This window comes from Shewanella sp. Isolate8, assembly GCF_022398495.1.
In the GTDB taxonomy this organism is placed as follows: domain Bacteria; phylum Pseudomonadota; class Gammaproteobacteria; order Enterobacterales; family Shewanellaceae; genus Shewanella; species Shewanella aquimarina.
Window position 1 is genome coordinate 782,991 of sequence record NZ_JAKEVI010000003.1, and the last position, 24,796, is coordinate 807,786.

The window sequence follows — 24,796 nt, forward strand, 5'->3', positions numbered from 1 at the left end:
GGTAAACATGATGAAACAAGCCACACTTTTAAGCTCTAGCATCGCACTCGCCCTCGTTCTAGGCAGCGCAAGCACTATCGTCCACGCCGAAGATGGCATCAATGTCGGCGGTGCCGTTCGGGTCAATTACGCTTATAAAGATTATAGTGACGCCTCTCAAGACAAAGCTGGCGACTTTAGCTTTGACATGGCGGCCATCAAGTTCAACGGCCAAAAAGGCGAATGGGGCCTAGCGGCCGAGTACCGCTTCACCTCCAGCACCGACTACATTAAGTATGGCTACGGCTACTACAATATCGACCCCGACTGGCAATTGCAGTTCGGTATCAACAAGGTGCCTTTTGGTAACCGTGACTTCATCTCCAACAGCTTCTGGTTCGGCATCCCCTACTACCTGGGCTTCGAAGACGATCATGATGTAGGTATCAAGGCTATCTATGAAAAGAACGGCTGGCACACAGACCTGGCCTTCTACAAGAACCCTGAGTATGGCCCGACAGAGAACAAGCGCTACGCCACAGATCTCTACACGGGCACCATCAACGGCACCGAGTACAACAACGAAGAGACCAACCAGTTCAACCTGCGCCAAACCTACACCCTGGACCATGAAGGTGGCTCGACCACGGTTGGCGGTTCTGTGCAGTATGGTCAGATCTATAACAACAAGACGGGCAACAACGGTGACCGTTATGCGGTCGCGCTGCACCTAGACAGCAGCTACAAGGGCTGGAACCTTCAGCTGCAGGCGATGCAGTATGAATATGACGCCGCCGACGCCGTCGACCCAAACAAGATTGGGGTCTCAGTGGTGAGCTGGCAGTATGAGATCGCCAGTAAGGGTCAGGCATATAGCGTGAACCTTGCCAAGACCTTCAACACCGACTGGGGTAGCGTGAAGTGCTACAACGACTTCGGTGTGATGACACCCGACGTTGCCGATGACAGCTATGACAACAGCATGCAGAACGTCACTGGCTGTGCCATCGCCGCCGGCCCGACCTATACCATGGTCGACTTCGTGATGGGTAAGAACATGACCTTCTCAACCGCTAACAATGACCATGTGGGGCTTCCAGAGATTGGCGACGATTGGGACAAGCGGGTCAACATCAACTTTGGTTACTACTTCTAACCTGGCAACAAAAGTTAGGTGGCAGTTGCTCCTTCCGCCTAACTTGCAGCTTTAGGGCCGCGCTATTGCTCATCTAATCACACCACCGCAACAAATTTGGCCCGGCCCTCGACCCTATCGAGGGCTTTTTTCGGTGAGGTTATGCCTAGGGCCTGTTGATCTTTGCCGTTTGTTTTTGCAGCAGTTTGAAGGTGATTTATACAAGGCAGAGCCTGTGCCGTGTAGTATCCTACACAAACTGACGATAACACCGTAGAAATGGCCTACAAACGCTGCCCAACGGGTTCATCTAAACGCGCGCTGCACTTTGTTGTTCGCCATTCACATAGAGTAACTATGCTTCATGGCTCTCGCCTCGCGCAAAACGCGTTTAGATTGAACAAAAATTAAACTTGAAAGGTCAACAGGCCCTAGTACACTCGGGGGAATCCTGCAAATTAACACTCGTCAGCGCACTGCAGGCGGCGCAGCTCATATGATCGCGATAGTGCTGGTCGAAAAACGCCGTGGTTTGTGCCTCAAGCGAATCGAATAATTCAGGGGTTAACGGCCTATGCCAGCGATACTGCCCCATCAACTTGGCGAGATGGCGATAACAGGTCTCACGACGATTTGACAGATACTCGGGCGCGATCAACTGACTTTCAAACTGGGTCAGCGAACCGGTCAGATAGAAGGTGATGCCTTGCACCAGCTCCTTAACTTGTAAGGGTGTCGCCTCCAGCTCTCCCCTCTCTATCGCCTGGTGCAACGACTCGGTAAACCAGCCCCAAAAGGCATTGATTCGCTTCTTAAATCGCTCAATTTTTTCGTCGCTGGCAAGCTGCCACACCATGGTATTGACCGACACCGAACGCAGGGTGAAAAAGCTCTTGCTGCGTTTAATGGTCTCGAAGGTGAACATGATAGGCAAGAGCACCCTCTCCTGCGCCGTCAGTTCGGGATGTTTATCGATAAAGATGGGTAAGTGATTCGATGTCGCACTCCTCAGGAAGAGGCAGACCAACACATCTTCTTTTCGCTCGAAAAATTTATAGAGAGTGCCGGTCGAGCAACCCACCTCTTTCGCCAGCTGAGAGAATTTAAATGACACTATCCCTTGAGACTCGATAAGCTGCTCCGCAGCATCCAAGATCTGATTGCAACGCATCATTGGCAAAGTATCGGTGGGACATTTCATCGTTTACACCCTTATCGTGGAAGAGGCGAGAGTATGCGCCCAATTTATTTTCGAATTACAGTGACCCCTTAACTAATCGGGACAAACCTCACGTAAAACGGCCGCTACTGTCAGGCTTTGTGAATCACGTCAAACAAACATTCACGCAGAAAAATTCACGCCCAGATACACTTGCGCCTACATTTCGCCGGCATAGAAACATTTCAGAAAAGTTATTCGAGACATGGTTCACGAATAAGTTTGCCACTCAAAAAAAGCCGTGACTTACTTCACCTTTAACGCTTTGCAGAACCTCTATCTTTGCCAGCATAAAGAGACAGAGGACATTAGCAATGCACAACAGAAGAAACTTTTTAAAGCTTAGTGCGGGAGCCGCCATAGGTGGCATGGCCGTGGCAATGCCCGCCACCTCCTTTGCCAAAGAGTGCAAAGAGATACAATGGGACGAGTCTCATGACGTTATCGTCGTCGGCTCCGGCTTTGCCGGATTGTCGGCGGCGCTCAATACCAAGCGTCAAGGCGTCGGCTCGGTATTGGTACTGGAAAAGATGCAGGTCATCGGCGGCAACTCGGCCATCAATGGTGGCTGGCTAGCCATCCCCAAAAACCCGATTCAGCTGGCACAGGGCATCAAAGATGACTCTCCCGAAGAGTTAGTCAAAGACCAGATCATCTCTGGCCGCGGCATGCAGAACGAGGCCGCGCTGCGTCAGATCGCCAATCGCGCCCTCGATGCCTATGAGCTATGCATAGGCACAGGCGTCAAGTTCCGCGATGGTTTCAACATTCAGGTCGGCGGCCACAACAAGGCTCGCGCCATACGGACACAGCATGGTACGGGTGGCGACATCACCACCAAGCTGTATGAGGCAGGTGTCAAAGAGGGGGTCGAGTACCGCCTGCAACACTATATTGAAGACTTCATCATGGATGGCCAAACCATAGTCGGACTCAAGGTACGTAAAAACTATCGCTTCCCCGACATCAAGACCGGCAGCACCGTCTACATCAAAGCCAACAAGGCGGTGATCCTGGCCAATGGCGGCTTCGCCCGCAACATGAAACTCAGGGAGGTGGTCGACCCTTCGCTGGACCCGACACTTGACTGCACCAATGCCCTTGGCGCCACCGGCGAGGTAACCCTCACCGCCATGGCACACGGCGCCCTGCCCGTGCACATGAACCTGATTCAAACCGGCCACTGGGGTTCACCCGATGAGGGTGGTTTTGGCTGGTCAAATGCTCTGCTTTCAATTGGTTGGCACCAAGGCGCCGCCATCAGCGTCCTCAATGGAAAACGCTTCATGGACGAACGTGCAGACCGTAAAACCTGCTCCGAAGCAATCATGAAAAACCGTTATCCAGACAACAGTCCGGCCTACCCAGTAGTCTTGTTCAACTACGAGAAATACAAGGACGACGACCGTGTGGTGCGTGCGCTGCGCGACAAGATGGCCTGGAAACTGGACAGCCTAGATGAGATAGCCAGCAAATTCAACATCCCGGCGGCCGAGCTAAAACGCACCATCAGCGAGTACAACGGCCATGTTAAAGCCCGTAAAGACCCGCTATTCAACCGCAAGATGGACACGGCCGAGGTATTGACCGGCCCCTATGTAGTCTCGCGCATCTGGCCTAAGGTGCACTACTGCATGGGTGGTCTAAAGACAGATCTCGGCGCCCGGGTTATCGATGGCCGCTCCATGTCACCCATCAACAAGCTCTATGCCATTGGTGAGGCCACGGGTGGCGTTCACGGCGAGGCCAGACTCAGCTCGACCTCTTGTCTCGAATGTTTGGCGATGGGAATCGTCGTTTCTGAAACCATCAAATCTGACGCGCAGGCTTAATCACTATGAACAAATGTATTTTAACCCTCTTACTGGGACTGGCACTGTCTTCAAGCGTCTACGCCGGCGATCTCGTCAAGATGAAGGGCAAGACTCAGGGACGCACCAACCACGAGTTTATCTACCAAGATGGCTGCCAGGGCTGTCACCAGGGATCAGGCAAGAAGAACGCCACAGATACCGCCTGCGTCGAGTGTCACGGCGAGATCAATAGCATTCCGGTAGACGAAAGCAAGCTGGCCATCCCAGAGGCCCATCCACATAAGTCTCTGCACTATAACCAAGGCGCGAGCTGCCTGGCCTGTCATGGCGAACACGAGAAAAAGGCGCCAGTCTGCGCCGAATGTCACCGCACCTGGTTCGGTGAGATGTAACAAATTCTGACGTAAATACTTAAAAATACTAATAGGTAATGATGATGAAAAAGACCACTCAGTTTATGTTGTCTATGGTCGCCACCGCGATAGCCCTTTCTGGCTCAACGGCGTTTGCCGGGGAACAGGAAGACGGTATCAATGTTGGCGGTGCGGTACGTGTTAACTATGGCTATAAAGACTATAGCGAGGCCTCTAAGGACAAGGGCGGTGATCTGACCTTCGATATGGCGGCCATCAAGTTCAACGGCCAAAAAGGCGACTGGGGCCTGGCGGCAGAATACCGCTTCACCTCCAGTACCGACTACGTCAAGTATGGCTATGGCTACTACAATATCGACCCCGACTGGCAATTGCAGCTCGGTATCAACAAGGTGCCTTTTGGTAACCGCGACTTCATCTCCAACAGCTGGTGGTTCGGCATCCCCTACTACCTGGGCTTCGAAGATGATCATGATGTAGGTATCAAGGCTATCTATGAAAAGAACGGCTGGCACACAGACCTGGCCTTCTACAAGAACCCTGAGTATGGCCCGGCAGAGAACAAGCGCTACGCCACAGATCTCTACACGGGCACCATCAACGGCACCGAGTACAACAACGAAGAGACCAACCAGTTCAACGTGCGCCAAACCTACACCCTGGAGCATGAAGGCGGCTCGACCACGGTTGGCGGTTCTGTGCAGTATGGTCAGATCTATAACAATAAGACGGGCAACAACGGTGACCGTTATGCAGTCGCGCTGCACCTAGACAGCAGCTACAAGGGCTGGAACCTTCAACTGCAGGCCATGCAGTATGAATACGACGCCGCCGACGCCGTCGACCCAAACAAGATTGGGGTCTCAGTGGTGAGCTGGCAATATGAAATCGCCAGTAAGGGTCAGGCATATAGCGTGAACCTTGCCAAGACCTTCAACACCGACTGGGGTAGCGTGAAGTGCTACAACGACTTTGGCGTAATGACACCCGACGTTGCCGATGACAGCTATGACAACAGCATGCAAAACGTCACTGGCTGTGCCATCGCCGCCGGCCCGACCTATACCATGGTCGACTTCGTGATGGGTAAGAACATGACCTTCTCAACCGCTAACAATGACCATGTGGGGCTTCCAGAGGTTGGCGACGATTGGGACAAACGGGTCAACATTAACTTTGGTTACTATTTCTAACCTGGCATAAGTGCCCGGCAGAAACCTGGTCGCTCTCACTGGGTTTCTGCCATTTCCCTTTATTGAGATTAGATGCCGCTCCCCACGCATAACGCATTTTCAATCTGGCCCTATCTGATAGGGCTTTTTTTTTAATTTTTCTCCATCAATCGACGCCAAGACTATGAAAACATACTTAAGCTGTGCCCTCTTCTGCCTCAGTCTTTCAGCCACTTCGGCTCACGCCACCAGCATCGAACTGGGTGGTTTTCTCAAGGCCAATGCACGCTATGTCGACGGTAACATCGCCTTTCAAGACAGCTGGAGCGGCGGCGGCCGGGTCGTCGATCCGGCTAAGCGCACTCAATTTAGCGCTCAGGAGAGCCGTTTCAACGTCAAACTCAATCATGAGCAGATCTTTGGCTTCGCCGAGATAGACTTTGTCGGCTCCGCCCAGGGCAATCCCATCATTTCTAACTCCTATGCCCCCAGACTCAGGCATGCCTTCATTCAGTATCAAGGCATTACCGCCGGGCAAACCTGGTCAACGCTAGTCAACACCAGCAGCTTTGCCGAAACAGCCGATCTCGGCGGCCCCTTGGTCGGTCAGGCCATGATCAGACAGGCGCAGTTTCGCTTTAGCACCACACACTGGCAGTTTGCCCTGGAAAACCCTTACACCTACGGCACCACCAGCCCTGACAACCAAGGGCAGATGCAGTGGATAGATACCAGTAACGACTATCTGCCCGACGCCATCATCAGATACGATCAAACAGGCGAATGGGGCAATGTCTCTGTATCGACCCTGATCCGCTATCTCGATCCAGACGGCAGCCGGCAATGGGGCAGCGGGCTATCGGTGGGGGCCAAGCTGTTCACCTTTGGACGAGACGATCTGCGCCTACAGCTGCACTACGGCAACCTGGGGCGCTACGTAGGCACAGATGCAGCCAGGGACATCATAGAGGGCGAGATAGAGACGTCGCTATCGGGCATGTTTGCCTATCGCCATTTCTGGAGCGAACGCAGCCGCTCGACCCTCTTCTATGGGCGCACCACCACAGAGGTCGAACAGACGGACCGCTACCATTGGGGCGTCAACCTGTTTACCGATCTCACGCCGGCGCTCAGCGTCGGGGTCGAATTCGGGCGCTATGAGATTCAGGACGCCAGCACTGACACGACAGCCCCGAGCCCCCGCGGGGCCTCAAACTATGCCCAGTTGAGTATGCAATTCTCACTGTAATAGACGGCGATAGGTAAGATTATTCGCGAGCTGAGTCACGAATAAGTTTGCTGTTAAAAAAGTGGCGTGATCCATTTCACCTTTACAACAAACTAATCACTTTATCGTTAGTCCATACACAAATTTACACCCAAAATAACGCGGCCATTGGCTGCAACAATAGGACAGGAATGATGAAATTAAAAATGCTATTAGGTGTGGCCGCTCTGGCTTCAACAACCGCCGTGGCCCAGGGCCCACAATGTAACCATGCGCAGCTGCCGTTTCAGCAGATGACGCCTGTACCATACGACAGCACACCTTACTCACCGCAAGACACTATGCCAGAGCAGTGCAGTAACCCTGAGGTCGAGGCCTATATTGCCGATTGGGAAGCGGGCAAGATCGACTTCACCACGATTCAAGCCAACGACAGTATCGCCGCCGATCAACGCTTCTGTAAGACCCTAGATGATGACGGCAACATCTTAGAAGTCAAAGACTGTGACCGCACTAAATCCCCTGTGGGTTATATCTGGAAAGAGCTATCTGATAGCCCTGTGGTGATTGGTATTACCGATGGTGGCAAGTCAGACCATGCGCCTCACTTCCACGGTCAACCAGAATGTTACTACGTGGTCAACGGCGAGGGACAAACCCTGGCAGACAACCAGTTTAAGAAACTCGGCACCGGCCAATACTTCTATATTCCAGGCGCCACTATCCACAACACGCCTATCATGTCTGAGAAGGGCCTGGGGGTGATCTACTGGTATCCGAACAACGCCCACTTCGACGGTTTCAAATACTACTGGCGTAAAGACGTGAAAAACCTGCGTGTTGCCGAAGAAGCCTTCGATCGCGTCGATGCCATCCGTAAGCGTGATCTTAACTTAGGCCCCTACGGCACCAACGAAGCCTTCTTTAAGAAATAATACCAATCACAGTAAACATGTGATCAGAAATAGCGCAGAAAAAACGCTTGAGAACAAAGCAGGATTTTTAGATAAGCAGTTATTCTACAATTAAAAATACTACTACAGTTATCGAGCGTTTTAACAAGCTAGAATGATCAATTATTTATTACGATTGGTATAAGCTCGTCTACTCAATCTAAAAAGCGGAGCCTCTGGCTCCGCTTTTTGTTTTATCCACCTTTAATCCTGCGGCGGTATTTGCTTAAAGTCCGCTTTCTCGCCAACCTTAGCAAAGCCGAAGGTATTGGGGGCAATATAGCGCTCAAGCTGCACATCGAGCATCAGGGTCTGATCGGCGCCAAACAGCTGGGTTAACTGCTCGGGCTCACAGCGAAACTCGGCGCTCTTGTAATGGCAAAAACCCTCGTCTGGCCTTGGGATCAGCTTAAGCCCCAGCTTACCCGCCTTTATCTTGGAGAGCTTATTGGCATCCAAATAGAAGGTGATCACGTTACCGTTGACGCTGTTACGCTGCTTATCCAGCACCATGGCGTGGGGCAACCGCGAGGCATGGTACTCATCGCCCGCCAAGAGATAGCAATCGAAGTCGGTGACGGCATGGCCCAGGTTATCGAACACTCGCACCACCAGCATGCAGTAACGGGGTGGTTTACGACTCGCCTCGGACTCGAGCGCCATCTGTTCTCTCAGCTTACGATACCCCTGGCGATCTTTTACCCTCAGACAATCGAGAATATCGGCGACCACAGGCTTGTTAGCGGCATTTCTCTGGGTCACTGAGCTCATGATCCCCATCTTGCGATTGCTGTGACTCGCCCTAGGCACAATCCCTAAGACGCAAGGCTCAACGGCCTGGGTCAACTCCGTTAGCACCAAAGTCTCGGCGCACTCGCCGTCGAAGCTGTCGCAGAGTACGCCCACTTGCTGCGCCAGCTTGGCATAGACAAAGTTCATGTTGGCGGCGCACACCCGCACCACGCCATCAGAGCCAGCCTCGCCGGTGTAACTGTTCATATAGTCGTAAAGCGCGCCGTCTATGGCCTCTCCAGTGAGCACGAAGGGATAGACGTCGCTGCTAAGCCAATCCTTTTGCTGCCAGCTCAGATTGAGCTGATGCTGACCGTCGCTGCCCAGCTCCAGCCAATCCAATACTCGCTGACCCGGCTCGACACCATCGAACCAGGCTTTGAGTCGACTCACCCTTGACTTACCCAGCTGCGCCAATGCCGAGCCATGATTGGCGGGCGCCAGCATGATCAGGTGTTGTAGCGGCGTCGTCGCTGCCTCTTGGTAATAGCGGCACAACCAGTGGCGAATCAGTGGACCGCCGGTGGAGTGAGTAATCACAGAGAAGGGCTCATCCCCCAGCTCGGCGAGGCGAGCCGACTCGAAGGCGATGCTGAGATCTTCCAGCGTCACCGCGTCGTTAAAGCTGATATAACGCCCCAGATAGATGTGCTCAATATCCAGGGCCAAGGCCTCGGGGGCCAGCTTAAGCAGCGCCTGGGGCAACTCGCCATAGGTCTGGGTACTGGTGACACTCCATCCATGTACAAACACCAGTTTCATCGTCTCACTCCTTCATTTGTCTCGACGCTCATCGGGGACCTTAAGCTCCACAGGCGCCACATCTATAGACATGACACCTGCAATCTAACTTGCAGATCTCATTCAGTTTTGGTTCAGCAAGGCTAACTTACTATGCCCTCAACGAAAACAACACCACCTTTTAAGAGAGAGCATATTATGACTAAGAAGACATTAGCAGTAGCCGCAGTCATCACCGCAGCATTGTCAGCGCCAACTATGGCCGCAGATTGGTTCATCGGTGGCGGTATCGGTTCACAAGAGAACAACTACAAGGCAGAGATCACCGAAGCGGTCGATCCTGGCTTCAGCAAGGGCACCTTCAAAGATTCAGATAGCGACATGATCTATGAGCTACGTGGCGGTGTTTACCTCAATGACAACAACCGCGTATACGGTACTTACTCTTACAACTCAGATGACTTCGCTAAGCAGCAGAGCTTCTTGATGTCTTACGACTACCTGGTCGGCCTAGATGCAAACAACAAGTTCAACTGGTTTATCGGTGCGACAGCTGGTGTGAACCATGTGAGCCCAGACACAGACATGCTGGAATCTAAAAACACCTTCGTATGGGGTGGTCAAACAGGTTTCATGTACAAGATCAACGATAGCCTGAGCACAGAGATCGGCTACCGTTACCTGAAGCAAGACTATGAGAAAGGCTTCGCGTCAGACGCTGGCGACAAGGCATCTTTCTCACTGGATGACAGCCAACAGGTTTACCTGTCTGTAGACTACCGCTTCTAAGCCGAGTCTATACAAGAAAGCCCCGCAAGGGGCTTTTTTAATATTCATCTATTGACTCATTCTCCAGCCAATCCCCAACCGCTTGCAGGGGGAGATGATCTTGTTCTACCCAGGCTACCCAGGCCAAGCGCTTCGCCTCTCTGGCCTCACCGGGTAAGGCACCCAAAGTGCCTAAGAAGCTTACCGGGGTAGCGTCAATGCCTCGAAAGTGCTGGTGACTTAAGACCACAAAATCTTCTCGCAGATATTTGCCGCGATTCTCTCCCCTGCCAACCTGAGTCGCCATACCACTGCCCAGCAAGGCTAGGTGCAACGTGAGCCCCTCATTACTGGGCAACAGGCTGTCAAATGTCGCCGTCACTGCTTGCCCCGCTATGGTCACGCTTAGCTTGCCCACTAACGGGCGCATAGCGGCTTCATCGGGCAGTAAACCCTGGCCACCCGGGCGCCACTCGCGGCCATTGATCACCAGCTGCGGCGTATAGACCTGGGAGATGCCCTTGTGGTTTAGATAGTCATACTGGCGGCGACTGAAGGCACGCCTGGAAAAGGGATCCCGCCAGCCGAGGTAGTTCCAGTAGGTCACATGAAAGGCCAAGGGAAAGTAATCGCGCCACAGGCCGGTCTCCCGCTTGAAACCCGAGAGCCAACGATCCATTGGCGGACAGCTGCTACAGCCTTGAGAGGTAAACAGCTCTATCACAAGCGGTTGCAGCTCACCACTGCGCTTGTGAAACTGCGTCTGCGTCTGCGTCTGCGCCACCAAAAGCGGCTGAGTAAACAGACTGAGCAAGAGCAATAGGGCAAGTTTACTCGGCACGGGTTATCCTCCAAGATGATAGGCATCTACTTAAGAGACCCGGCGCCGCGCCATTTACATTCAAAGATGCCCTCTTCAATCAAAGGAAAACCTATGGAACCCTATCGCATCATAGACTGTCATGTTCACGACCACCTGGAGCTGGCTTGCATCAGGGGTTACCAACTGCTTATCGAGACCTCAGAAGGCGACATTCGTGCCACCGCCATCACACGCACCACCAGGTCGGATAAGAGCGAGTACCTGACCGTGAGAAACGAGGCGGGCGAGCAGGAGATCCGCCTGGATCATATTCAGGCCATCACCCCCTTAACCCAGGGCGCGGCGTTCGATCGTGTGGTGATCGCCGCAGCCAAGAAACCCTAACAAGATTAACGCCAGGGGCCGCCGGCGAGTCACTTACAAGCCCTTTAGCGCAGTATGCTCGCCGCGCCGACGAAATAAACAATGTTTAATCCATATATAGATGGATTTTTAGACATTTAGCACGAATTAGCTATTCACTCAGATAGCGGCACTGATAGAATCGAAGCACCATCCAGAAACTATTAGGACCTCCCCATGAGCCTTGAACTACTGTCCAAGCTGGAGACAAAAATCCAAGCGGCACTCGAAACCATTGAGCTACTGAAAATGGAGCTTGAAGAAGAGAAGCAGAAGAACCACACCCTGAACGAACAGAACCAACAGCTGAGTCAAGATCTCAACTCTTGGAACGAAAAAGTGACCGGGCTTGTGGGTCTGCTGAACGACGAAGTTAGCGAATAACTTCAGAGTAGAGGCGCTTATACAAGGAGCATGAGGCTCTATTGATAAGCGCGTTCGATGCGCGAAGACCTAAGCCGTCTTCGCCTCGTTATGTTGGTGCTCAATCATTTCATTCAATTCCATGATGGCGCGTTTTACCTGAGGCAGGCTCTGACGCGGCAGCAAAAATTTTCCTTTCTCGAACTCTAATCGTCCCAGGTCTTTCACCCAGATCACCCCAGAAACAAAGATTCGGGCATGTTTAACAATCAATTTCGGCGCGTAGACAGGAAAAACTCTCATGAGACCTCCAAGCAAGACTCTGCGTTCTTATTTTTATACTTAGATTCGACAGGTCTTTTACCATGTTAGTTTCAATTTTTTGAGCATTTTTTTCGCTAATTTTGACCTTCATGCCATAGTGCGAAATTTTTACCTTGTCTATCAGACTAATAGACTAGCCTAAACAAAAATTGTCACTTGCCAAATTTTTGACACGCTGGTAGATTGGAATAGTTACTCAGGGTAAATAGAGCTTTTTAGCTCAATAACCGTATTTCCAAAGCGACCGGAAATACGGTTTTTTTTATTCTGGGCAACAAAAAAGGGGCCTAAGCCCCTTTCGATAACCGACTGCCGATTACTTCAAGCTAGTCAGATAGTAAGCGATCTGCAGCAACTCGTCATAAGACTTAATCGCACCAGTCTCGACACGGTACTTGCCGTTTACCACCAGGGCAGGTACGCCAGACAGCTTGGCATTCTCGGTCGCACGCTTCATCTGCGCCATCTGTGCGCTCACCATGAAAGAGTTGGCGGCGGCATCGAAATCTTTGCCATCTACGCCATTGGCGATGAACAGCTGACGGATATCGTCACGGCTAACGAAACGTTGCTTCTTGTCGTGGATAGCGGCAAACAGCGCGTGTTCCATCTTGTCTTCAACCTTCAGCTGATTCGCTACGGCGAAGGCACGAGACATCTCTGGGCCCATTTCACGACCGATAAATTCAACATGGTTCTGCTTAAACACCACACCTTCTGGCAGGTTAGCCTTGATCTTAGGCACCTGAGTCTTGGCAAAGTTGTAGCAATGTGGGCAGTAGAAAGAGAAAAACTCGGCGATCTCTGGCTTAGCCGTAGCTGGGCCATCGTTGATCACTGTGTAATGAACTCCCTCTTTGTAATCGGCGGCCAGTGCCGCCATAGGGGCAACTAAGAGTGCCAGTGCTACCAATAACGCTTTTTTCATTATGTTTCCTTCCCAGTGCCTAAGCACCACTATGACAAATAGATTGACCATACCTTAAAGTGGTTTGGAGTCCACCTCAAGCGGATAAGTTCATTTTTCTGTTACAAATTACAGCCAGGTTTGCCGGGCTAATAGGGGATCAGGGTGAGCGGCGGCTCGTCCAACTTGGCCAGCTGCTCCTTGAACGCCAAGATCTGCTGCTCCCAATATTTCTCCTCGCCATACCAGGGGAAATGCATCGGAAAGGCCGGATCCTGCCAGCGCCGACTCAGCCAGGCATTGTAATGCAACATACGCATCGCCCGCAGCGACTCGATCAGATGCAGCTGGCGATTGTCGAAGTCGCAGAACTCCTCATAGGCCTCCAGCAACACCTCCAGCTGCAGGGTCTGCTGCGAGCGCTCGCCCGAGAGCATCATCCAGATATCCTGCACCGCAGGTCCCATCTTGGCGTCATCCAAGTCGACAAATCCTGGGCCGTCCGGGGTCCACAAGATGTTACTAGGGTGCAGATCCCCATGCAGGCGGATCGCCTCGGTGGGATGTTGATGCCAGATGGCTTTCGCCTTCTCCAGCACCTGCTCCACTATGGTGAAATAGGCGGTCTCAAGGCTAGGTGGCACATGATCTGAGCCCTTGAGCCACGCCAGAGACTCATCGCCCAGCAATTTTGGCGTCAGGGTCTGACGATGCACAAAGGGACGCCGCTTGGCCATCTGATGAATACGACCGATGAAATGTCCCACCTCCTCAAGCTGCTCCAGGTTATCCACCTCGAAGGCACGCCCGCCCATGGACGGAAACAGCGCGAAGCGATAACCCTGATACTCCTGCAATGAGCGCCCCTCGATGATCACGGGCGCCGCCACAGGGATCTCCTCCTCCACCAACTCGGCGCAGAAGTCGTGCTCCTCCTGGATCTGCTCATTACTCCAACGCTCGGGGCGATAGAACTTCACCACATAGCGTCGCCCCAGATCGCAGCGAAACTGATAGACGCGGTTCTCATAACTATTGAGCGCTAACAGCCCTGTCTCGGGGTAGATGCCCACAGACTCAATGGCATCCAGGATGAGATCCGGCGTCAAGGCCTGAAAATGAAACCCCGCCCCTTGCATCGATTCTGTCATAGCTGTGACTCCAATAGGCTGGCCAGATAGACGAGCACCTCGACTTCATCATCGCGCTCCACAGACAGCCAGCAGACATCGCCGTAAAACTCATAATTTAGCTGCAACAGGCTGCCCTCGAACTCCAGCAGCCACTGATGCCTGTCGGCGCCCCAATGACGCTCGATCACCCGGCAATCCAGCGCCTTAACGAGCGCCTCGGCAAAAGGATCGAAGCGGTCAAAATCCACATCGGCCAGAATCGACAGGCTCTTGGCCTGGGGCTCGACCTTAATGGCGGTGATCTTCAACTCTTGATTCATAACTTACTCAGGGTGTTCCCTGCCTCTTCAAACTGATTCTTTTAGACCCACGCGCGGCTATCTCGGCCGGCTAGCTGCTACAGGACATGATAAGTCCCTGTCCCCACTCGGGTGGACGCTTGGCGTAGGCTTCCTTCTCCGGCTGCTCGTCGAAGGGGCGTGTCAGCAACTGGTGCAGATCGGCCAGTGGCTGGGTATTGCCCTCTTCACAGGCGATAATCGCCTCCTGAGCCAGATAGTTGCGCAGCACATACTTTGGGTTCACCTGTGCCCGCGCCGCCTGCCAGCCGGCCACATCACTCACCTGCCCCAGACGCTCTTGATAGGCCTGATACCAGGAATCGAAACCGGCGAGATCGATAAAGTCATCTCTGAGAGAGGAGTGTTGGCTATTCGGATCCAGCTGCGCAAAGCGGCGCCAGGTGTTGGTGTGATCCAAACGGTTAGCCTCCATCAGCTGAGTAAAGCCGCCGATCAGCTGTAGGTCCGCCTCATCTTGCTCGCTGCCTGCCGACTCAACCAACTTGATGCCCAACTTATCGCGCATCAAGACCAGATAGGCCTGCACCAAGTGATGTTGATAGGTATTGAGGGCGGCGATTAGATCGTCCGAGGCGATAATCGGCACTAAGGCCTGGGCCAGACGCTGCAGGTTCCACAGGCCGACGCCCGGCTGCTGACCGAAGGCATAGCGACCATTGGGATCCGAATGGTTACAGATAAAGTCCTCCTCGAAGGTATCGAGGAAGGCGAAGGGGCCGAAATCGAAGCTGTCGCCGAGGATCGACATGTTGTCTGTGTTCATCACCCCATGGGCGAAGCCGACGGCCTGCCAGTGGGCGATCAACTTGGCGGTATCGGCCACCACACGGTTAAACCAGGCGATGTAGCCGGCCTGGTCACGGCTCAACTCGGGATAGTGCTGACTCAGGGTAAAGTCGAGCAGCTGCTTGAGCTTATCCTTGCTGCCCTGCTCGCTGTGGCAGAAGAACTCGAAATGACCGAAGCGGATATGGCTCTTGGCCAGACGGACGGTAATGGCCGCCGTCTCCTGAGTCTCACGCCATACCGGCAAGTCAGAGCCGATCACCGCCAGGGCGCGCGTGGTGGGAATATTGAGATGATGCAGCGCCTCGGAAACCAGAAATTCGCGCACCGCACTGCGCATCACGGCGCGGCCATCGCCATGGCGGGAGTAAGGCGTCATGCCGGCGCCCTTGAGTGCCACATCCCAGTAACCCTGCGGCCCCTCGGCCTCACCCAGTATGATGGAGCGACCGTCGCCAAGCTGGGGCGAGTAGCCGCCAAACTGATGACCACTGTAGACCTGAGCATAATAGCTGGCACCCGGGATAGCCTGATTGCCCGCCAGCCCCTGCAGCAACTCATCATCGGGCTGCTTAAGCCCAATTAGCGCGGCGGCATCTTCACTCCAGGCCAGCCACTGCGGGCGCGGCAGCCCCTGAGGGGTCACCTGGGAATAAAACCCGCTCAGCTGGTCGAAATAATCTTGCTTAAACTTCATTGGCTAACCCTTATGCTTCACTGGCTCACCAGAGTTTCCAGGCGTTGGCACTTAAGCTCACCCGCCTCATTGCGCTGACATAGTTCACCGCACAGATAACTGCCGCTGCCCGTCTGACTCAGCTTCACCATACCGGCGCCCTTGGCCAGACACTGATCCAGCTGCTGATAGTAGCCGCTTATGTGCTGGTCTAGCTCACCTTGACTCGTCAGCGCCTCGGCGGAGGCACCCGGCGCCGCATCGGGATAATAGAAGAGGGTCCATTGTGGCACCTGGGTACAAGCCGTCATAGTTAATAGTAACGCCGCGAAAGCCATCATGCTGCGCATTTTGATCTCCTGTTACCACAGATTGTCCAACCTAAACCAAGGCCAATATAGCCCTGCGACCTGAGACATAAATGTTCCGGACATAACGCCATTTCCTTTCCATCCCTGGGACTCTTGCCAGTCATCCTGCGGATAGGGCATAAATGTTCCGGACATAACGCCATTTCCTCTCCATCCCTGGGACTCATACCAGTCATCCTGCGGATAGGGCATAAATGTTCCGGACATAACGCCATTTCCTCTCCATCCCTGGGCAAATGGCATAAATATTCCGGACATAAAAAAGGCGACACTCGGTTCGCCTCTTTAGTATTGCTTGATTAGTTTACACGGCTATTCGCCGAGATGCAGTAGATTACTGCCGGGCTTAAGATCAGGCCTGCGCCTTCGCCTTGGCCTTCTCGATGCGAGTGATACGTCCCTCGAAACCGGTAACCGTACCGTCTGAGAGGCCATAGCCTATGGCCGCCTGACAAGTCTTGATTGCACCATCGAAGTCACCACAGTCGTTGAGCAGGGTGGCCAGGTGCATGAAGCCAACCCCCTTCTCCTTGGTAGGTTCTGGCAGGGCCGCAAACAGCGACTGATAATAAGGCGACAAGGCCGCGCCATATTCACGGTACTCTTCCTGCTTACGCTGCTTGTAACACTCGGCGATCGCCTGTAGCAGCGCCATATGCTTACCTTCGGCCTCTGGTTCGGCGCGATATTGGGCTAAAGACGCGCTCAGCTTATCATTGGCCCAGGACTCGTCGGTCACCGCCAGCATCTTGAAGGCTGGCTCTGGCTCTGGCTCTGGCTCTGGCTCTGGCTCTGGCTCTGGCTCTGGCTCTGGCTCTGGCTCTGGCTCTGGCTCTGGCTCTGCAACAGCCTGTTCAGGGGCTTTTTCCGCCTCAACCACTTCGGCCGGCTTAGTCTCTTCAGCAGCCTCAACCACTTCGACCGGCTCTTCGACAGCCTCAACGGCTTCTGCCTTCTCTACGGGCTCAGCAGGCTCAACAACAGTTTCTTCAACAGCCTCTGTCTCAACGGGCTCGACAGGTTCGAAGGTGACGCCCTCGTCGGCTGGCGTCGACACCACCTTCTCCGCTTCCTGGCTCGGCACATCCACGGCTTCGCCCGATACTACCTTCTCAACCGGTTTCTGGGTTGCTTGTTGCTCTTCCTGTGCCAGTCGCTGCGCTCGTTTGTACAGGTAAACGCCCACCGCTACCAGCAAAATAATGGCTATATATTTCATTATCATCCACCGTTGATTAATCGCGCCCAGTATCAGGCAGTTTCATATCGCAAATATGTCTAGATATTAACCGATATTATTAGTCGATTCTCTTGCTATAAATCAAATATTTATACCTCTTTTTCGCTCGGGTATCAAAAACAGCAGGTAAAATCATGCTTAGGGGGCAAAAATCCCCCTTTCCTTGCTCATATCCCTTGGTCATATCCCTTGGTCAAACATGGCGGGCAATAAATAGCATTTTGTGCGCATCTTCATAGTTTCACGCCTTGCTTTTGTGTTCCGGCTTCCCTCGGGCTAGGCTAGCTATAACCTAGTAAATGAGTCGGATATATCATGAGCCAAGAGATCCTAAGTGGTAAGCTGCTGCGAGAGTTCAAGACGATCGCCGCCATGGTACATATCTATTGCAAGGACCACTGCCCAGCCAAGGGCGATGTGCCCAACTGCCCAGAATGTAGCGAGTTTCTTGAATATGCCCACACCAGGCTAGATCGCTGCCCCTATGGCCAGGATAAACCCACCTGCAACAAATGCCCTGTGCATTGCTACAAGCCTGAGCCAAAGGCCAAGGCGAGAGAGATAATGATCTATGCCGGCCCGCGCATGTTACTGCCCCACCCCATCATGGCTATTCGCCACCTGTGGGCCGAACGCGGCCCGGTGCCGGGTAAGCCCCCTGCGGCGGCGTCCAATCGTCACCTTCGCCTGGCCAAGGAGAAACAGCAGTCCTCCTAACCCAGAGCGAAAAATCCCTAATAAACGCTGCGATAAGGCCCAAAAATCACCTTAAGTTAACCCGTTATTTCCAAGGTGAGATCAGGGCCGTAACTCATAGAGGAATTTCACCTCGAAATCCCACTTCATGCTTGCCTCGCCGGCCACTTTAAGTCAACAATGAGGCTATGGATACGCACTCTCCCGGCTTGTTATTCGAAGGATACTGGTGGCTCTCCTTACTGGGTGGCCTGCACTGTATCGGCCTGGGGCTTTACCTCAGATATCTCTACCGTGACCGCAACGACAATCACAAGCTACTAGGCGCCATCTTCAGCCTGCTGGCGCTCTATTTTCTTACCGGCCTGCTCAACAAAGACAACTCACCGCTGCCGCTGCAACAGCTGTTTATCCTGCTGATTCCGGCCTATTTCCTGATGATGCCCATGCTCTATCTCTACTGCTATCGCAGCCTGCACGACATCAAAGGGGCGGTCGGCCTGTCGCGGCACTTTGCGCCGGCTATCATCTTGGTACTCTTGATCGGTCTCAGCGTGCTGCTCAGCAGCGAGATGCGCCAGCTACTGGCTACCAGTAGCTTCGCCCAGTTTAACCATGTCACCCTACTGGGCACCCTGCTGCCTCTGCTATTGGTGCTGCAGACCGGCCTCTATTTCTATGCCATCTTGCGCCTGCTGCGCCGCTTCAAGGGACGGGTACACCGCGCCCATCAAGACAGCCTCAAGGATATCAAGTTCAGGTGGCTGCTGGCCCTAACGCTGGCCATGTTGACCAACTGGCTGGTACGCATGGCCTTAGTTATCATGCCCTACCTGCTGGGCGACAAGGTCAGCCTGGCGGCTCAGGCGAGTACCCGGCTGTTTCTACTCCTCAGCCTCTACCTGTTGGCGCTTTATGGCCTCAAGCAGATCACCATGTCAGCCTATCTCAGGGGCCGCCTCTCCCCAGACCTACAAGCCCAAGCTCATCCAAACAGCAGCCGTCAGCTGCTGAGTGCCGAAGAACTCAATTATCTGCAACAACTGCTGCAATCCGACAAAAAATAATTAACTCAATTTATACCTAAGCGGTTTTGCGTTAATGTATCCGGGCTTAACCACCTCAATTAACAAGAATTACTCAAGCAATCACTAGAGAAGGGATCAAGATGGGAAGGGGATATCAACTCACCGTACTGGCGGCGATCTGTGCGGGCGCCATGGGACTGAGCAGCGGCGTATTGGCCGTCGAGCGTACTCACCAGATCACCACGGATGACTTTTTCACCATAGGCAACATGGGCAACGTTCAGCTCAGCCCAGATGGTAAACACGCACTCTGGCTAGAATCCCGCTGGGACAAGGAGCTGGACAAGGCACAGAAAGATCTCTGGCTTATCGACACCAAGTCACGCAAGACCAACCGCCTGACCTTCACCAACGAAAGCGAATCCAGCCCTCAGTGGAGCCCGGATGGCAGCGCCATCTACTACCTGGTCAAGCAGAGCCGTGAAGACAACAAGGCCCCCTACAACGGCAAGGCGCAGGTGTTCAGAATAGCCCTTGGCAGCACTGAGGCCGTGCCTGTCACCAAAGAGGCCGAAGGGGTGAAAGAGTTTCAGCTCAGCCAAGACGGTAAGAGCCTCTACTTCCTCGCCAACAAGAGCACCACAGACAAAGATATCTGGGCTAAGGTCCGCGCCAAGCATGGTGCACCTAAGTATGGTCACGGCAAGGTTACGACCAACCCGCTCTACAAGTTAAATCTCGAGCACTACCAACAGAGCCTGGTGCTGGACGATGACAAGGTGGTATGGCACTTCAGCGTCAACCGGGACGCCAGCCAGATCGCCCGTATCACCACCCAGGACAACGAGCTGGTCAACCTCGAAGGCTGGTCGAACATAGAGGTGTACAACACCCAGTCACAGCAGAACAAGGTGCTGGAAGACAGCGCCTGGCGCGAGCAGGCACCCTCGCCTTACGGCTGGCTACTGGGCCTGGCTTGGCATGAAGACAACCAACGCCTGGCGTTTCGCATCGACTTCGACGGCCACCCGGGCAAGCTGTTTGTGGTTAAGCCTGAGGATGACAAGGCCAAACCAATCCAGGTGAAGGCAGAGGGTGATGTCACCTTCAACTCAAGCGACATCCATTGGCGACCAGGCAGCGACGAGCTCTGCTATCGCGGCTACGATCATGCCAGGGTCAAACTCTTCTGTAGCGAGATAGATAACCAGGCACAAGGCGACACCCGCACAGTGCTGGCGGGCGATCTGGTCATGGGCAGCTACAGCTTCAGCCACAACGGTAAGAAGCTGGCCTTCAGCCACAACGGCCTGGATCACTTCAGCGATCTCTTCATCGCGGACGCCGCCAGCAAGAAGGCCAAGTACAAGCGCCTGACCAACATCAACCCGCAGACCGACAGCTGGATCTTGCCAGAGATATCGATAGTGAAATGGACGGCGCCGGACGGCAGCCAGGTCGAGGGGATCCTGGACCTTCCCGCAGGCTATAAGAAGAGCGATGGCCCGCTGCCGCTGATCGTACAGATCCACGGCGGCCCAACCTCGGCCACCCCCTATGCGCTGCAACACAGATCCTACGGCCGCGCCACCTTCACAGCCAACGGCTGGGCACTGCTGTCGCCTAACTACCGCGGCTCAACCGGCTATGGCGACAAGTTCCTCACGGATCTGGTCGGCCAGGAGCACGAAATAGAGGTGGCCGACATCATGGCCGGTGTCGATCATCTGATCAAACAGGGCATCGCCGACGGTGACAAGATGGCGGTCATGGGCTGGAGTAACGGCGGCTACCTCACCAACGCCCTCATCAGCACCAGCAACCGCTTCAAGGCCGCGAGCTCGGGTGCCGGCGTATTCGACCAGCGTCTGCAGTGGATGCTGGAGGATACCCCAGGCCATGTGATCAACTTCATGCAGGGCCTGCCCTGGGAGAAACCTGAGGCCTATACCCACGGCTCGTCGCTGACCCATGCCGACAAGATCAAGACACCGACCCTGATCCACATAGGCGAAAACGATCAGCGTGTGCCACTGGGTCATGCCCAGGGTCTCTACCGCGCCCTGAAGCACTACCTGAACGTGCCAGTCGAGTTGGTGGTCTATCCGGGTGAAGGTCATGGTCTGAGCAAGTACCAGCACAGACAGGCCAAGATGGACTGGGACAAGCTCTGGTTCGAGCATTATGTGCTGGGTAAGCAGATGGACGAAGCTAAGTAAAAGCCTATTTGTTAGCTGAACCCGAGCTGACATCAATCGAAAAAGCGTCAATTTTGGCGCTTTTTTCATCAAAAGCCGTTTTCATTCTTAACCAGTCGAACTATGCTAAAACCATCCAAATCGATGGAGGTCATCATGCATAAGTATCTGTCTACCTTAATTCTAAGCTGTTGTGTGGCATTGGGATTATTGACGTCCCCCATGACGCTCGCCGCCGACAGCTACAGCGAGGCGATCGCCAACTTCAAGAAAGCCCCAGACACCCAGAAGTTTTTCAACTCCGCCTATGGCTACGCCATCTTTCCCACAGTCGGCAAGGGCGGCATAGGCATAGGCGCCGCCTACGGTAAGGGCCGTGTCTACAAGGGCGGTGCCCATACCGGCGACTCCAGCCTGACCCAGCTGTCCATTGGCTTCCAGCTCGGCGGACAGGCCTACAGCGAGATCATCTTCTTCAAAGATGCCAAAGCTTATCAAGAGTTTACCAGCGGCAGCTTCGAGTTCGGCGCTACCGCCTCGGCCGTCGCCATCAATGTCGGTGCCAATGCCCAGGTGGGCACCACAGGTAACTCGGCGGGCGCAGGCAAGTCCGGCAGCAACAAGGCCGCCAGCGCCGCCTACATCAACGGCATGGCGATCTTCACCGCCGCCAAGGGTGGCCTGATGTATGAGGCCGCACTGGCCGGGCAGTCTTTTACCTTCGAACCCAAATAGCGGGCATCTGTGAGGGAGTCAGATGGCTCCCTCCTTTCTTCGACGCTTCCTCAATTCCTTTGAGGTGATGGTGGTGTCAATTCGATATTGAGTAAGTGTAGACGTCGCCTAAGTGGCGCTATGACTTGTTAATGCGGCATCAAACTTATTTTGATATTTGGAAGGTTAATTTTGAACCATGGCCTTATGGTGTATCAATTGCCTGCGGCAGGCTTTATGTGCAAGCACGCTTTTGGCACGCCGAGATTCCGTCCCTGGAGGCTTCACGGCGGCGTCCTTGCCGCCGAGAGCCAAAAGCGTGCTTACACTGGTATCTATCGTCTCTTCGATTTAGCCACTTTTGAACCTAACAGGAAAGTCAAAATCAAAATCATTTTTAGACATTTTCGAGTTAAAACCTTTACTCTAACCTGTCAGTTTCGGATAAAGATTTCTATGGGATAACGCTTCACATAAGGGGCGCGCAGCAAAGCGGAGCGTCCCAGGGAACGACAGTGAGCGATCTTGATGTGATTGTTAGAAGGCATTATTTCCAAAACTGCCACCATTGTTTATTTGGACCCAGATTAATTTCTTTCACTCTGTCATAGCATGCGCCACATAAGAGTTTAACTCCGGCAAATGCCTCACTTTCATCATTCCATTCGCCATTTGTTTCTTGAACTTTAACTTCGCACTCGGAACACCAGGCATCTGGCCTAGGGTTTTCGGGATCATTGGCCCACCAGAAACCTCTAGCTTTTCCATCATGCAGTGTTTGAATTATATGTTGACACACGAAAGTAGCTTGCTGCTTTCCATGAGTACCACATTCAACATATTTTTCCTCGTCCATTCGGTTTGTTGCCTTCTAACGCTAAGCACACGGGCGGAAAAACGCGACAGCGTTTGACGTCCCAGCAGCCGCAGGCTGCGAGTGATGCGCCTTGTTATGTGTTTTTAACCAAACCATCTACTACCTCTGATGCCTCTTTTAAACCAGCACCTGTAATTTTGCGATACAGCCTGATAGCTTTTAATCTATGACCAGCTTTTACCGCAGAATGAACTTCAACCGGAACTAGGGTGCTATCGTCAAATTCAATACCCGTATGTTTGATAAGAGCGTCTACTTTAACTTCCAAAAAGCGAATTCTTTTCCGGTAAGTATCAAGTTGCGTATTAACAATCAGATATAGCACAACTAAGGACGGCAATAAAACTCCTAATAATTCAGCCAATCTGTCTACTCCTTAAAATACATAACATTTTATTAGTGCGCATGCGCGTTTACCTCACTGGATCAGTGAATACGCGCATAGCTAACTATCTGTATGTAATGAACTTATCAGCATTTTGCCAAATATACCATCTGGAAAAACGCGCATGCGCGTTTTCCAAACCTATTATCTACTTAACGAATGTCATAAGTAGTTAATTTTAAAGCCATTTATTTATGCCGAAATGAGAAAACGCGCACAAATACAGGATAAAAGTCGTTCAAAATCCTTATGATTTGAATATGACTGTATAGTTATCCAGTTTTTTAGGTTGGGGAGTAGTGAATTAGATCACGCAGGTGTAGCGATGACAAATTGCCAGGCCAGAAAGTCCGTTAGGTACTGCTCCACCGACAAAGTGTTAACTCATTTTGGGGCATAAATAAGTTAGCATTTTTACTCCCTTCTCTCCCCAACGCGGCCAAATCGAAGAGACGATAGATACCTAGTGTAAGCACGCTTTTGGCTCTCGGCGGCATGGACGCCGCCGTGAAGCCTCCAAGGACGGAATCTCGGCGTGCCAAAAGAGTGCTTGCACATCCCTCGCCGGGCAGGCGATAGATAGCAATAAAGGTTCGGCCTTCAAAACCCCAACAAATACCAAATGCGGTCAGAGGCTACAAAACCTAAAAATCCATCCTCCGCCGAACAGGTGTTCGAAAGCAATGAAGGTTCGACCTTCAGAAATCCACCCAACAAGAATTCCAGCGGATGCTAGCGCAGAGACATAACCTCCTAAACTTTATCCCGATTGGGATTCAACTTGGCGGTCAAAACATGATCCTGCCACTGACCGGCGATTTTAAGATAGGCCTTAGCATAACCTTCACGCTCAAATCCCAACCTCTCAAGCAAGCGGGCGCTGCTTACATTGTGCGGCATGTAGTTGGCCATCACGCGGTTCAGCCCAACCTCGTCGAAAACGAAGTCGAGTAGCGCCCGCAGCGCCTCGCTCATGTAGCCCTTCCCCTGATAGCGCTCGGCGACCGAATAGCCGAGGTTTGCCGCCTTGAAAATCCCCATCACCAGGTTGGTGATATTGCACAGCCCTATGATCTCTGTCTGCTCTGGGTTTAGGATGGCAAATCTAAAGGCGAGTCCCGCCTTATACAGGCGGGTATTCTCAGCCACGACAGATTGGGCATGGGCAAGCGTGAAGAAATCGTCACTGCGTTCGGGCTCCCAGGGGGCCAGATGTTCACGGTTTTGAAGATAATAACGCAGCAGCAGATCGGCTTCGCCATGGGATAGAAGCCTTATGTGGGTACGAGCGGTAGTCAATTCTGTCGTCATGGGAGAGTCTTACTCAAAGAGGGAA

Annotated in this window: 26 protein-coding genes; 13 read left to right on the top strand and 13 right to left on the bottom strand. The window is 53.0% G+C overall.

What is annotated here, in order from left to right:
- Window positions 1-7 precede the first annotated feature (7 nt).
- Window positions 8-1,135 (top strand): hypothetical protein, encoded by a 1,128-nt coding sequence (locus tag L1D43_RS15890; RefSeq protein ID WP_239853071.1) that lies wholly within the window; start codon window positions 8-10, stop codon window positions 1,133-1,135.
- A gap of 400 nt (window positions 1,136-1,535) precedes the next feature.
- Here the strand turns inward: L1D43_RS15890 and L1D43_RS15895 are convergent, their stop codons facing one another.
- Window positions 1,536-2,315: a TetR/AcrR family transcriptional regulator gene (locus L1D43_RS15895; RefSeq protein ID WP_239853073.1), complete on the bottom strand. Its 780-nt coding sequence runs from the start codon at window positions 2,313-2,315 to the stop codon at window positions 1,536-1,538.
- Between the two features lie 332 nt (window positions 2,316-2,647).
- Between L1D43_RS15895 and L1D43_RS15900 the strand changes: the two genes are divergently transcribed.
- From L1D43_RS15900 to L1D43_RS15920, 5 genes are all read left to right on the top strand, one after another.
- A complete protein-coding gene (locus L1D43_RS15900; RefSeq protein ID WP_239853075.1) occupies window positions 2,648-4,165 on the top strand; it encodes a flavocytochrome c in 1,518 nt (505 codons plus the stop codon).
- A 5-nt stretch (window positions 4,166-4,170) separates the two neighbouring features.
- Complete coding sequence (locus L1D43_RS15905) at window positions 4,171-4,539, top strand: cytochrome c3 family protein (RefSeq protein ID WP_239853076.1); 369 nt, start codon at window positions 4,171-4,173, stop codon at window positions 4,537-4,539.
- 41 nt (window positions 4,540-4,580) lie between these two features.
- Window positions 4,581-5,714, top strand: a complete 1,134-nt coding sequence (locus L1D43_RS15910) for a hypothetical protein (protein ID WP_239853078.1) — start codon at window positions 4,581-4,583, stop codon at window positions 5,712-5,714.
- Between the two features lie 163 nt (window positions 5,715-5,877).
- Window positions 5,878-6,942: a hypothetical protein gene (locus L1D43_RS15915; RefSeq protein WP_239853080.1), complete on the top strand. Its 1,065-nt coding sequence runs from the start codon at window positions 5,878-5,880 to the stop codon at window positions 6,940-6,942.
- 170 nt (window positions 6,943-7,112) lie between these two features.
- Window positions 7,113-7,856: a cupin domain-containing protein gene (locus L1D43_RS15920; RefSeq protein WP_239853082.1), complete on the top strand. Its 744-nt coding sequence runs from the start codon at window positions 7,113-7,115 to the stop codon at window positions 7,854-7,856.
- 222 nt (window positions 7,857-8,078) lie between these two features.
- Here L1D43_RS15920 and L1D43_RS15925 read toward each other — a convergent pair whose 3' ends face one another.
- Entirely contained in the window at window positions 8,079-9,428 is a 1,350-nt protein-coding gene (locus L1D43_RS15925; protein ID WP_239853084.1) for an alpha/beta hydrolase, read from the bottom strand.
- Window positions 9,429-9,605: 177 nt separating this feature from the next.
- On the opposite strand from L1D43_RS15925, the gene L1D43_RS15930 reads away from it, so the two are divergent.
- Window positions 9,606-10,196 (top strand): outer membrane beta-barrel protein, encoded by a 591-nt coding sequence (locus L1D43_RS15930; protein WP_239853086.1) that lies wholly within the window; start codon window positions 9,606-9,608, stop codon window positions 10,194-10,196.
- Between the two features lie 37 nt (window positions 10,197-10,233).
- On the opposite strand, the gene L1D43_RS15935 is transcribed toward L1D43_RS15930, so the two are convergent.
- Window positions 10,234-11,016, bottom strand: a complete 783-nt coding sequence (locus tag L1D43_RS15935; protein WP_239853087.1) for a DUF1223 domain-containing protein — start codon at window positions 11,014-11,016, stop codon at window positions 10,234-10,236.
- Window positions 11,017-11,109: 93 nt separating this feature from the next.
- Here L1D43_RS15935 and L1D43_RS15940 point away from each other — a divergent pair, with 93 nt between their 5' ends.
- Window positions 11,110-11,382, top strand: coding sequence for a Rho-binding antiterminator (locus tag L1D43_RS15940; RefSeq protein WP_239853089.1), 273 nt, complete (start codon window positions 11,110-11,112; stop codon window positions 11,380-11,382).
- Between the two features lie 195 nt (window positions 11,383-11,577).
- A complete protein-coding gene (locus L1D43_RS15945; RefSeq protein WP_041511814.1) occupies window positions 11,578-11,784 on the top strand; it encodes a cell division protein ZapB in 207 nt (68 codons plus the stop codon).
- 69 nt (window positions 11,785-11,853) lie between these two features.
- Here L1D43_RS15945 and L1D43_RS15950 read toward each other — a convergent pair whose 3' ends face one another.
- From L1D43_RS15950 to L1D43_RS15980, 7 genes are all read right to left on the bottom strand, one after another.
- Window positions 11,854-12,066 carry a DUF1107 domain-containing protein gene (locus L1D43_RS15950; protein ID WP_011864072.1) on the bottom strand — a complete coding sequence of 71 codons (213 nt, stop codon included), beginning with the start codon at window positions 12,064-12,066 and terminating at the stop codon, window positions 11,854-11,856.
- A 337-nt stretch (window positions 12,067-12,403) separates the two neighbouring features.
- The gene (locus tag L1D43_RS15955) at window positions 12,404-13,015 is read right to left on the bottom strand and encodes a thiol:disulfide interchange protein DsbA/DsbL (protein ID WP_011864071.1); all 612 of its coding nucleotides are present in this window, start codon (window positions 13,013-13,015) and stop codon (window positions 12,404-12,406) included.
- A 128-nt stretch (window positions 13,016-13,143) separates the two neighbouring features.
- Window positions 13,144-14,145 (bottom strand): serine/threonine protein kinase, encoded by a 1,002-nt coding sequence (locus L1D43_RS15960; RefSeq protein WP_275659157.1) that lies wholly within the window; start codon window positions 14,143-14,145, stop codon window positions 13,144-13,146.
- Window positions 14,142-14,447 carry a DUF3630 family protein gene (locus L1D43_RS15965; protein WP_239853091.1) on the bottom strand — a complete coding sequence of 102 codons (306 nt, stop codon included), beginning with the start codon at window positions 14,445-14,447 and terminating at the stop codon, window positions 14,142-14,144. The genes L1D43_RS15960 and L1D43_RS15965 overlap by 4 nt, the downstream gene beginning before the upstream one ends.
- 70 nt (window positions 14,448-14,517) lie before the next feature.
- Window positions 14,518-15,972, bottom strand: coding sequence for a YdiU family protein (locus tag L1D43_RS15970; protein WP_239853093.1), 1,455 nt, complete (start codon window positions 15,970-15,972; stop codon window positions 14,518-14,520).
- A gap of 17 nt (window positions 15,973-15,989) precedes the next feature.
- The gene (locus L1D43_RS15975) at window positions 15,990-16,301 is read right to left on the bottom strand and encodes a hypothetical protein (protein ID WP_239853101.1); all 312 of its coding nucleotides are present in this window, start codon (window positions 16,299-16,301) and stop codon (window positions 15,990-15,992) included.
- A 373-nt stretch (window positions 16,302-16,674) separates the two neighbouring features.
- The gene (locus tag L1D43_RS15980) at window positions 16,675-17,541 is read right to left on the bottom strand and encodes a hypothetical protein (RefSeq protein ID WP_239853102.1); all 867 of its coding nucleotides are present in this window, start codon (window positions 17,539-17,541) and stop codon (window positions 16,675-16,677) included.
- A 333-nt stretch (window positions 17,542-17,874) separates the two neighbouring features.
- Here L1D43_RS15980 and L1D43_RS15985 point away from each other — a divergent pair, with 333 nt between their 5' ends.
- From L1D43_RS15985 to L1D43_RS16000, 4 genes are all read left to right on the top strand, one after another.
- Complete coding sequence (locus L1D43_RS15985) at window positions 17,875-18,279, top strand: nitrous oxide-stimulated promoter family protein (protein WP_200890567.1); 405 nt, start codon at window positions 17,875-17,877, stop codon at window positions 18,277-18,279.
- A gap of 167 nt (window positions 18,280-18,446) precedes the next feature.
- The gene (locus L1D43_RS15990) at window positions 18,447-19,325 is read left to right on the top strand and encodes a hypothetical protein (RefSeq protein ID WP_239853104.1); all 879 of its coding nucleotides are present in this window, start codon (window positions 18,447-18,449) and stop codon (window positions 19,323-19,325) included.
- A gap of 101 nt (window positions 19,326-19,426) precedes the next feature.
- On the top strand, window positions 19,427-21,505 hold the full coding sequence (locus L1D43_RS15995; protein ID WP_239853106.1) for a S9 family peptidase: 2,079 nt from the start codon (window positions 19,427-19,429) through the stop codon (window positions 21,503-21,505).
- Between the two features lie 135 nt (window positions 21,506-21,640).
- Window positions 21,641-22,219 (top strand): lipid-binding SYLF domain-containing protein, encoded by a 579-nt coding sequence (locus L1D43_RS16000; protein ID WP_239853108.1) that lies wholly within the window; start codon window positions 21,641-21,643, stop codon window positions 22,217-22,219.
- A gap of 526 nt (window positions 22,220-22,745) precedes the next feature.
- Here the strand turns inward: L1D43_RS16000 and L1D43_RS16005 are convergent.
- From L1D43_RS16005 to L1D43_RS16015, 3 genes are all read right to left on the bottom strand, one after another.
- Entirely contained in the window at window positions 22,746-23,054 is a 309-nt protein-coding gene (locus L1D43_RS16005) for a hypothetical protein (protein WP_239853110.1), read from the bottom strand.
- 94 nt (window positions 23,055-23,148) lie between these two features.
- Window positions 23,149-23,439 carry a hypothetical protein gene (locus L1D43_RS16010; protein WP_239853112.1) on the bottom strand — a complete coding sequence of 97 codons (291 nt, stop codon included), beginning with the start codon at window positions 23,437-23,439 and terminating at the stop codon, window positions 23,149-23,151.
- Between the two features lie 774 nt (window positions 23,440-24,213).
- A complete protein-coding gene (locus L1D43_RS16015) occupies window positions 24,214-24,771 on the bottom strand; it encodes a GNAT family N-acetyltransferase (protein WP_239853114.1) in 558 nt (185 codons plus the stop codon).
- Window positions 24,772-24,796 lie beyond the last annotated feature (25 nt).

What these genes read in the sequence shown, in the direction of transcription:
- L1D43_RS15890 (WP_239853071.1), top strand. Translation starts at nt 8, where the DNA reads ATGATGAAACAAGCCACACTTTTAAGCTCTAGCATCGCACTCGCCCTC.
- L1D43_RS15895 (WP_239853073.1), bottom strand. Translation starts at nt 2,315, where the DNA reads ATGAAATGTCCCACCGATACTTTGCCAATGATGCGTTGCAATCAGATC.
- L1D43_RS15900 (WP_239853075.1), top strand. Translation starts at nt 2,648, where the DNA reads ATGCACAACAGAAGAAACTTTTTAAAGCTTAGTGCGGGAGCCGCCATA.
- L1D43_RS15905 (WP_239853076.1), top strand. Translation starts at nt 4,171, where the DNA reads ATGAACAAATGTATTTTAACCCTCTTACTGGGACTGGCACTGTCTTCA.
- L1D43_RS15910 (WP_239853078.1), top strand. Translation starts at nt 4,581, where the DNA reads ATGATGAAAAAGACCACTCAGTTTATGTTGTCTATGGTCGCCACCGCG.
- L1D43_RS15915 (WP_239853080.1), top strand. Translation starts at nt 5,878, where the DNA reads ATGAAAACATACTTAAGCTGTGCCCTCTTCTGCCTCAGTCTTTCAGCC.
- L1D43_RS15920 (WP_239853082.1), top strand. Translation starts at nt 7,113, where the DNA reads ATGATGAAATTAAAAATGCTATTAGGTGTGGCCGCTCTGGCTTCAACA.
- L1D43_RS15925 (WP_239853084.1), bottom strand. Translation starts at nt 9,428, where the DNA reads ATGAAACTGGTGTTTGTACATGGATGGAGTGTCACCAGTACCCAGACC.
- L1D43_RS15930 (WP_239853086.1), top strand. Translation starts at nt 9,606, where the DNA reads ATGACTAAGAAGACATTAGCAGTAGCCGCAGTCATCACCGCAGCATTG.
- L1D43_RS15940 (WP_239853089.1), top strand. Translation starts at nt 11,110, where the DNA reads ATGGAACCCTATCGCATCATAGACTGTCATGTTCACGACCACCTGGAG.
- L1D43_RS15945 (WP_041511814.1), top strand. Translation starts at nt 11,578, where the DNA reads ATGAGCCTTGAACTACTGTCCAAGCTGGAGACAAAAATCCAAGCGGCA.
- L1D43_RS15950 (WP_011864072.1), bottom strand. Translation starts at nt 12,066, where the DNA reads ATGAGAGTTTTTCCTGTCTACGCGCCGAAATTGATTGTTAAACATGCC.
- L1D43_RS15955 (WP_011864071.1), bottom strand. Translation starts at nt 13,015, where the DNA reads ATGAAAAAAGCGTTATTGGTAGCACTGGCACTCTTAGTTGCCCCTATG.
- L1D43_RS15960 (WP_275659157.1), bottom strand. Translation starts at nt 14,145, where the DNA reads ATGACAGAATCGATGCAAGGGGCGGGGTTTCATTTTCAGGCCTTGACG.
- L1D43_RS15965 (WP_239853091.1), bottom strand. Translation starts at nt 14,447, where the DNA reads ATGAATCAAGAGTTGAAGATCACCGCCATTAAGGTCGAGCCCCAGGCC.
- L1D43_RS15970 (WP_239853093.1), bottom strand. Translation starts at nt 15,972, where the DNA reads ATGAAGTTTAAGCAAGATTATTTCGACCAGCTGAGCGGGTTTTATTCC.
- L1D43_RS15975 (WP_239853101.1), bottom strand. Translation starts at nt 16,301, where the DNA reads ATGCGCAGCATGATGGCTTTCGCGGCGTTACTATTAACTATGACGGCT.
- L1D43_RS15980 (WP_239853102.1), bottom strand. Translation starts at nt 17,541, where the DNA reads ATGAAATATATAGCCATTATTTTGCTGGTAGCGGTGGGCGTTTACCTG.
- L1D43_RS15990 (WP_239853104.1), top strand. Translation starts at nt 18,447, where the DNA reads ATGGATACGCACTCTCCCGGCTTGTTATTCGAAGGATACTGGTGGCTC.
- L1D43_RS15995 (WP_239853106.1), top strand. Translation starts at nt 19,427, where the DNA reads ATGGGAAGGGGATATCAACTCACCGTACTGGCGGCGATCTGTGCGGGC.
- L1D43_RS16000 (WP_239853108.1), top strand. Translation starts at nt 21,641, where the DNA reads ATGCATAAGTATCTGTCTACCTTAATTCTAAGCTGTTGTGTGGCATTG.
- L1D43_RS16005 (WP_239853110.1), bottom strand. Translation starts at nt 23,054, where the DNA reads ATGGACGAGGAAAAATATGTTGAATGTGGTACTCATGGAAAGCAGCAA.
- L1D43_RS16015 (WP_239853114.1), bottom strand. Translation starts at nt 24,771, where the DNA reads ATGACGACAGAATTGACTACCGCTCGTACCCACATAAGGCTTCTATCC.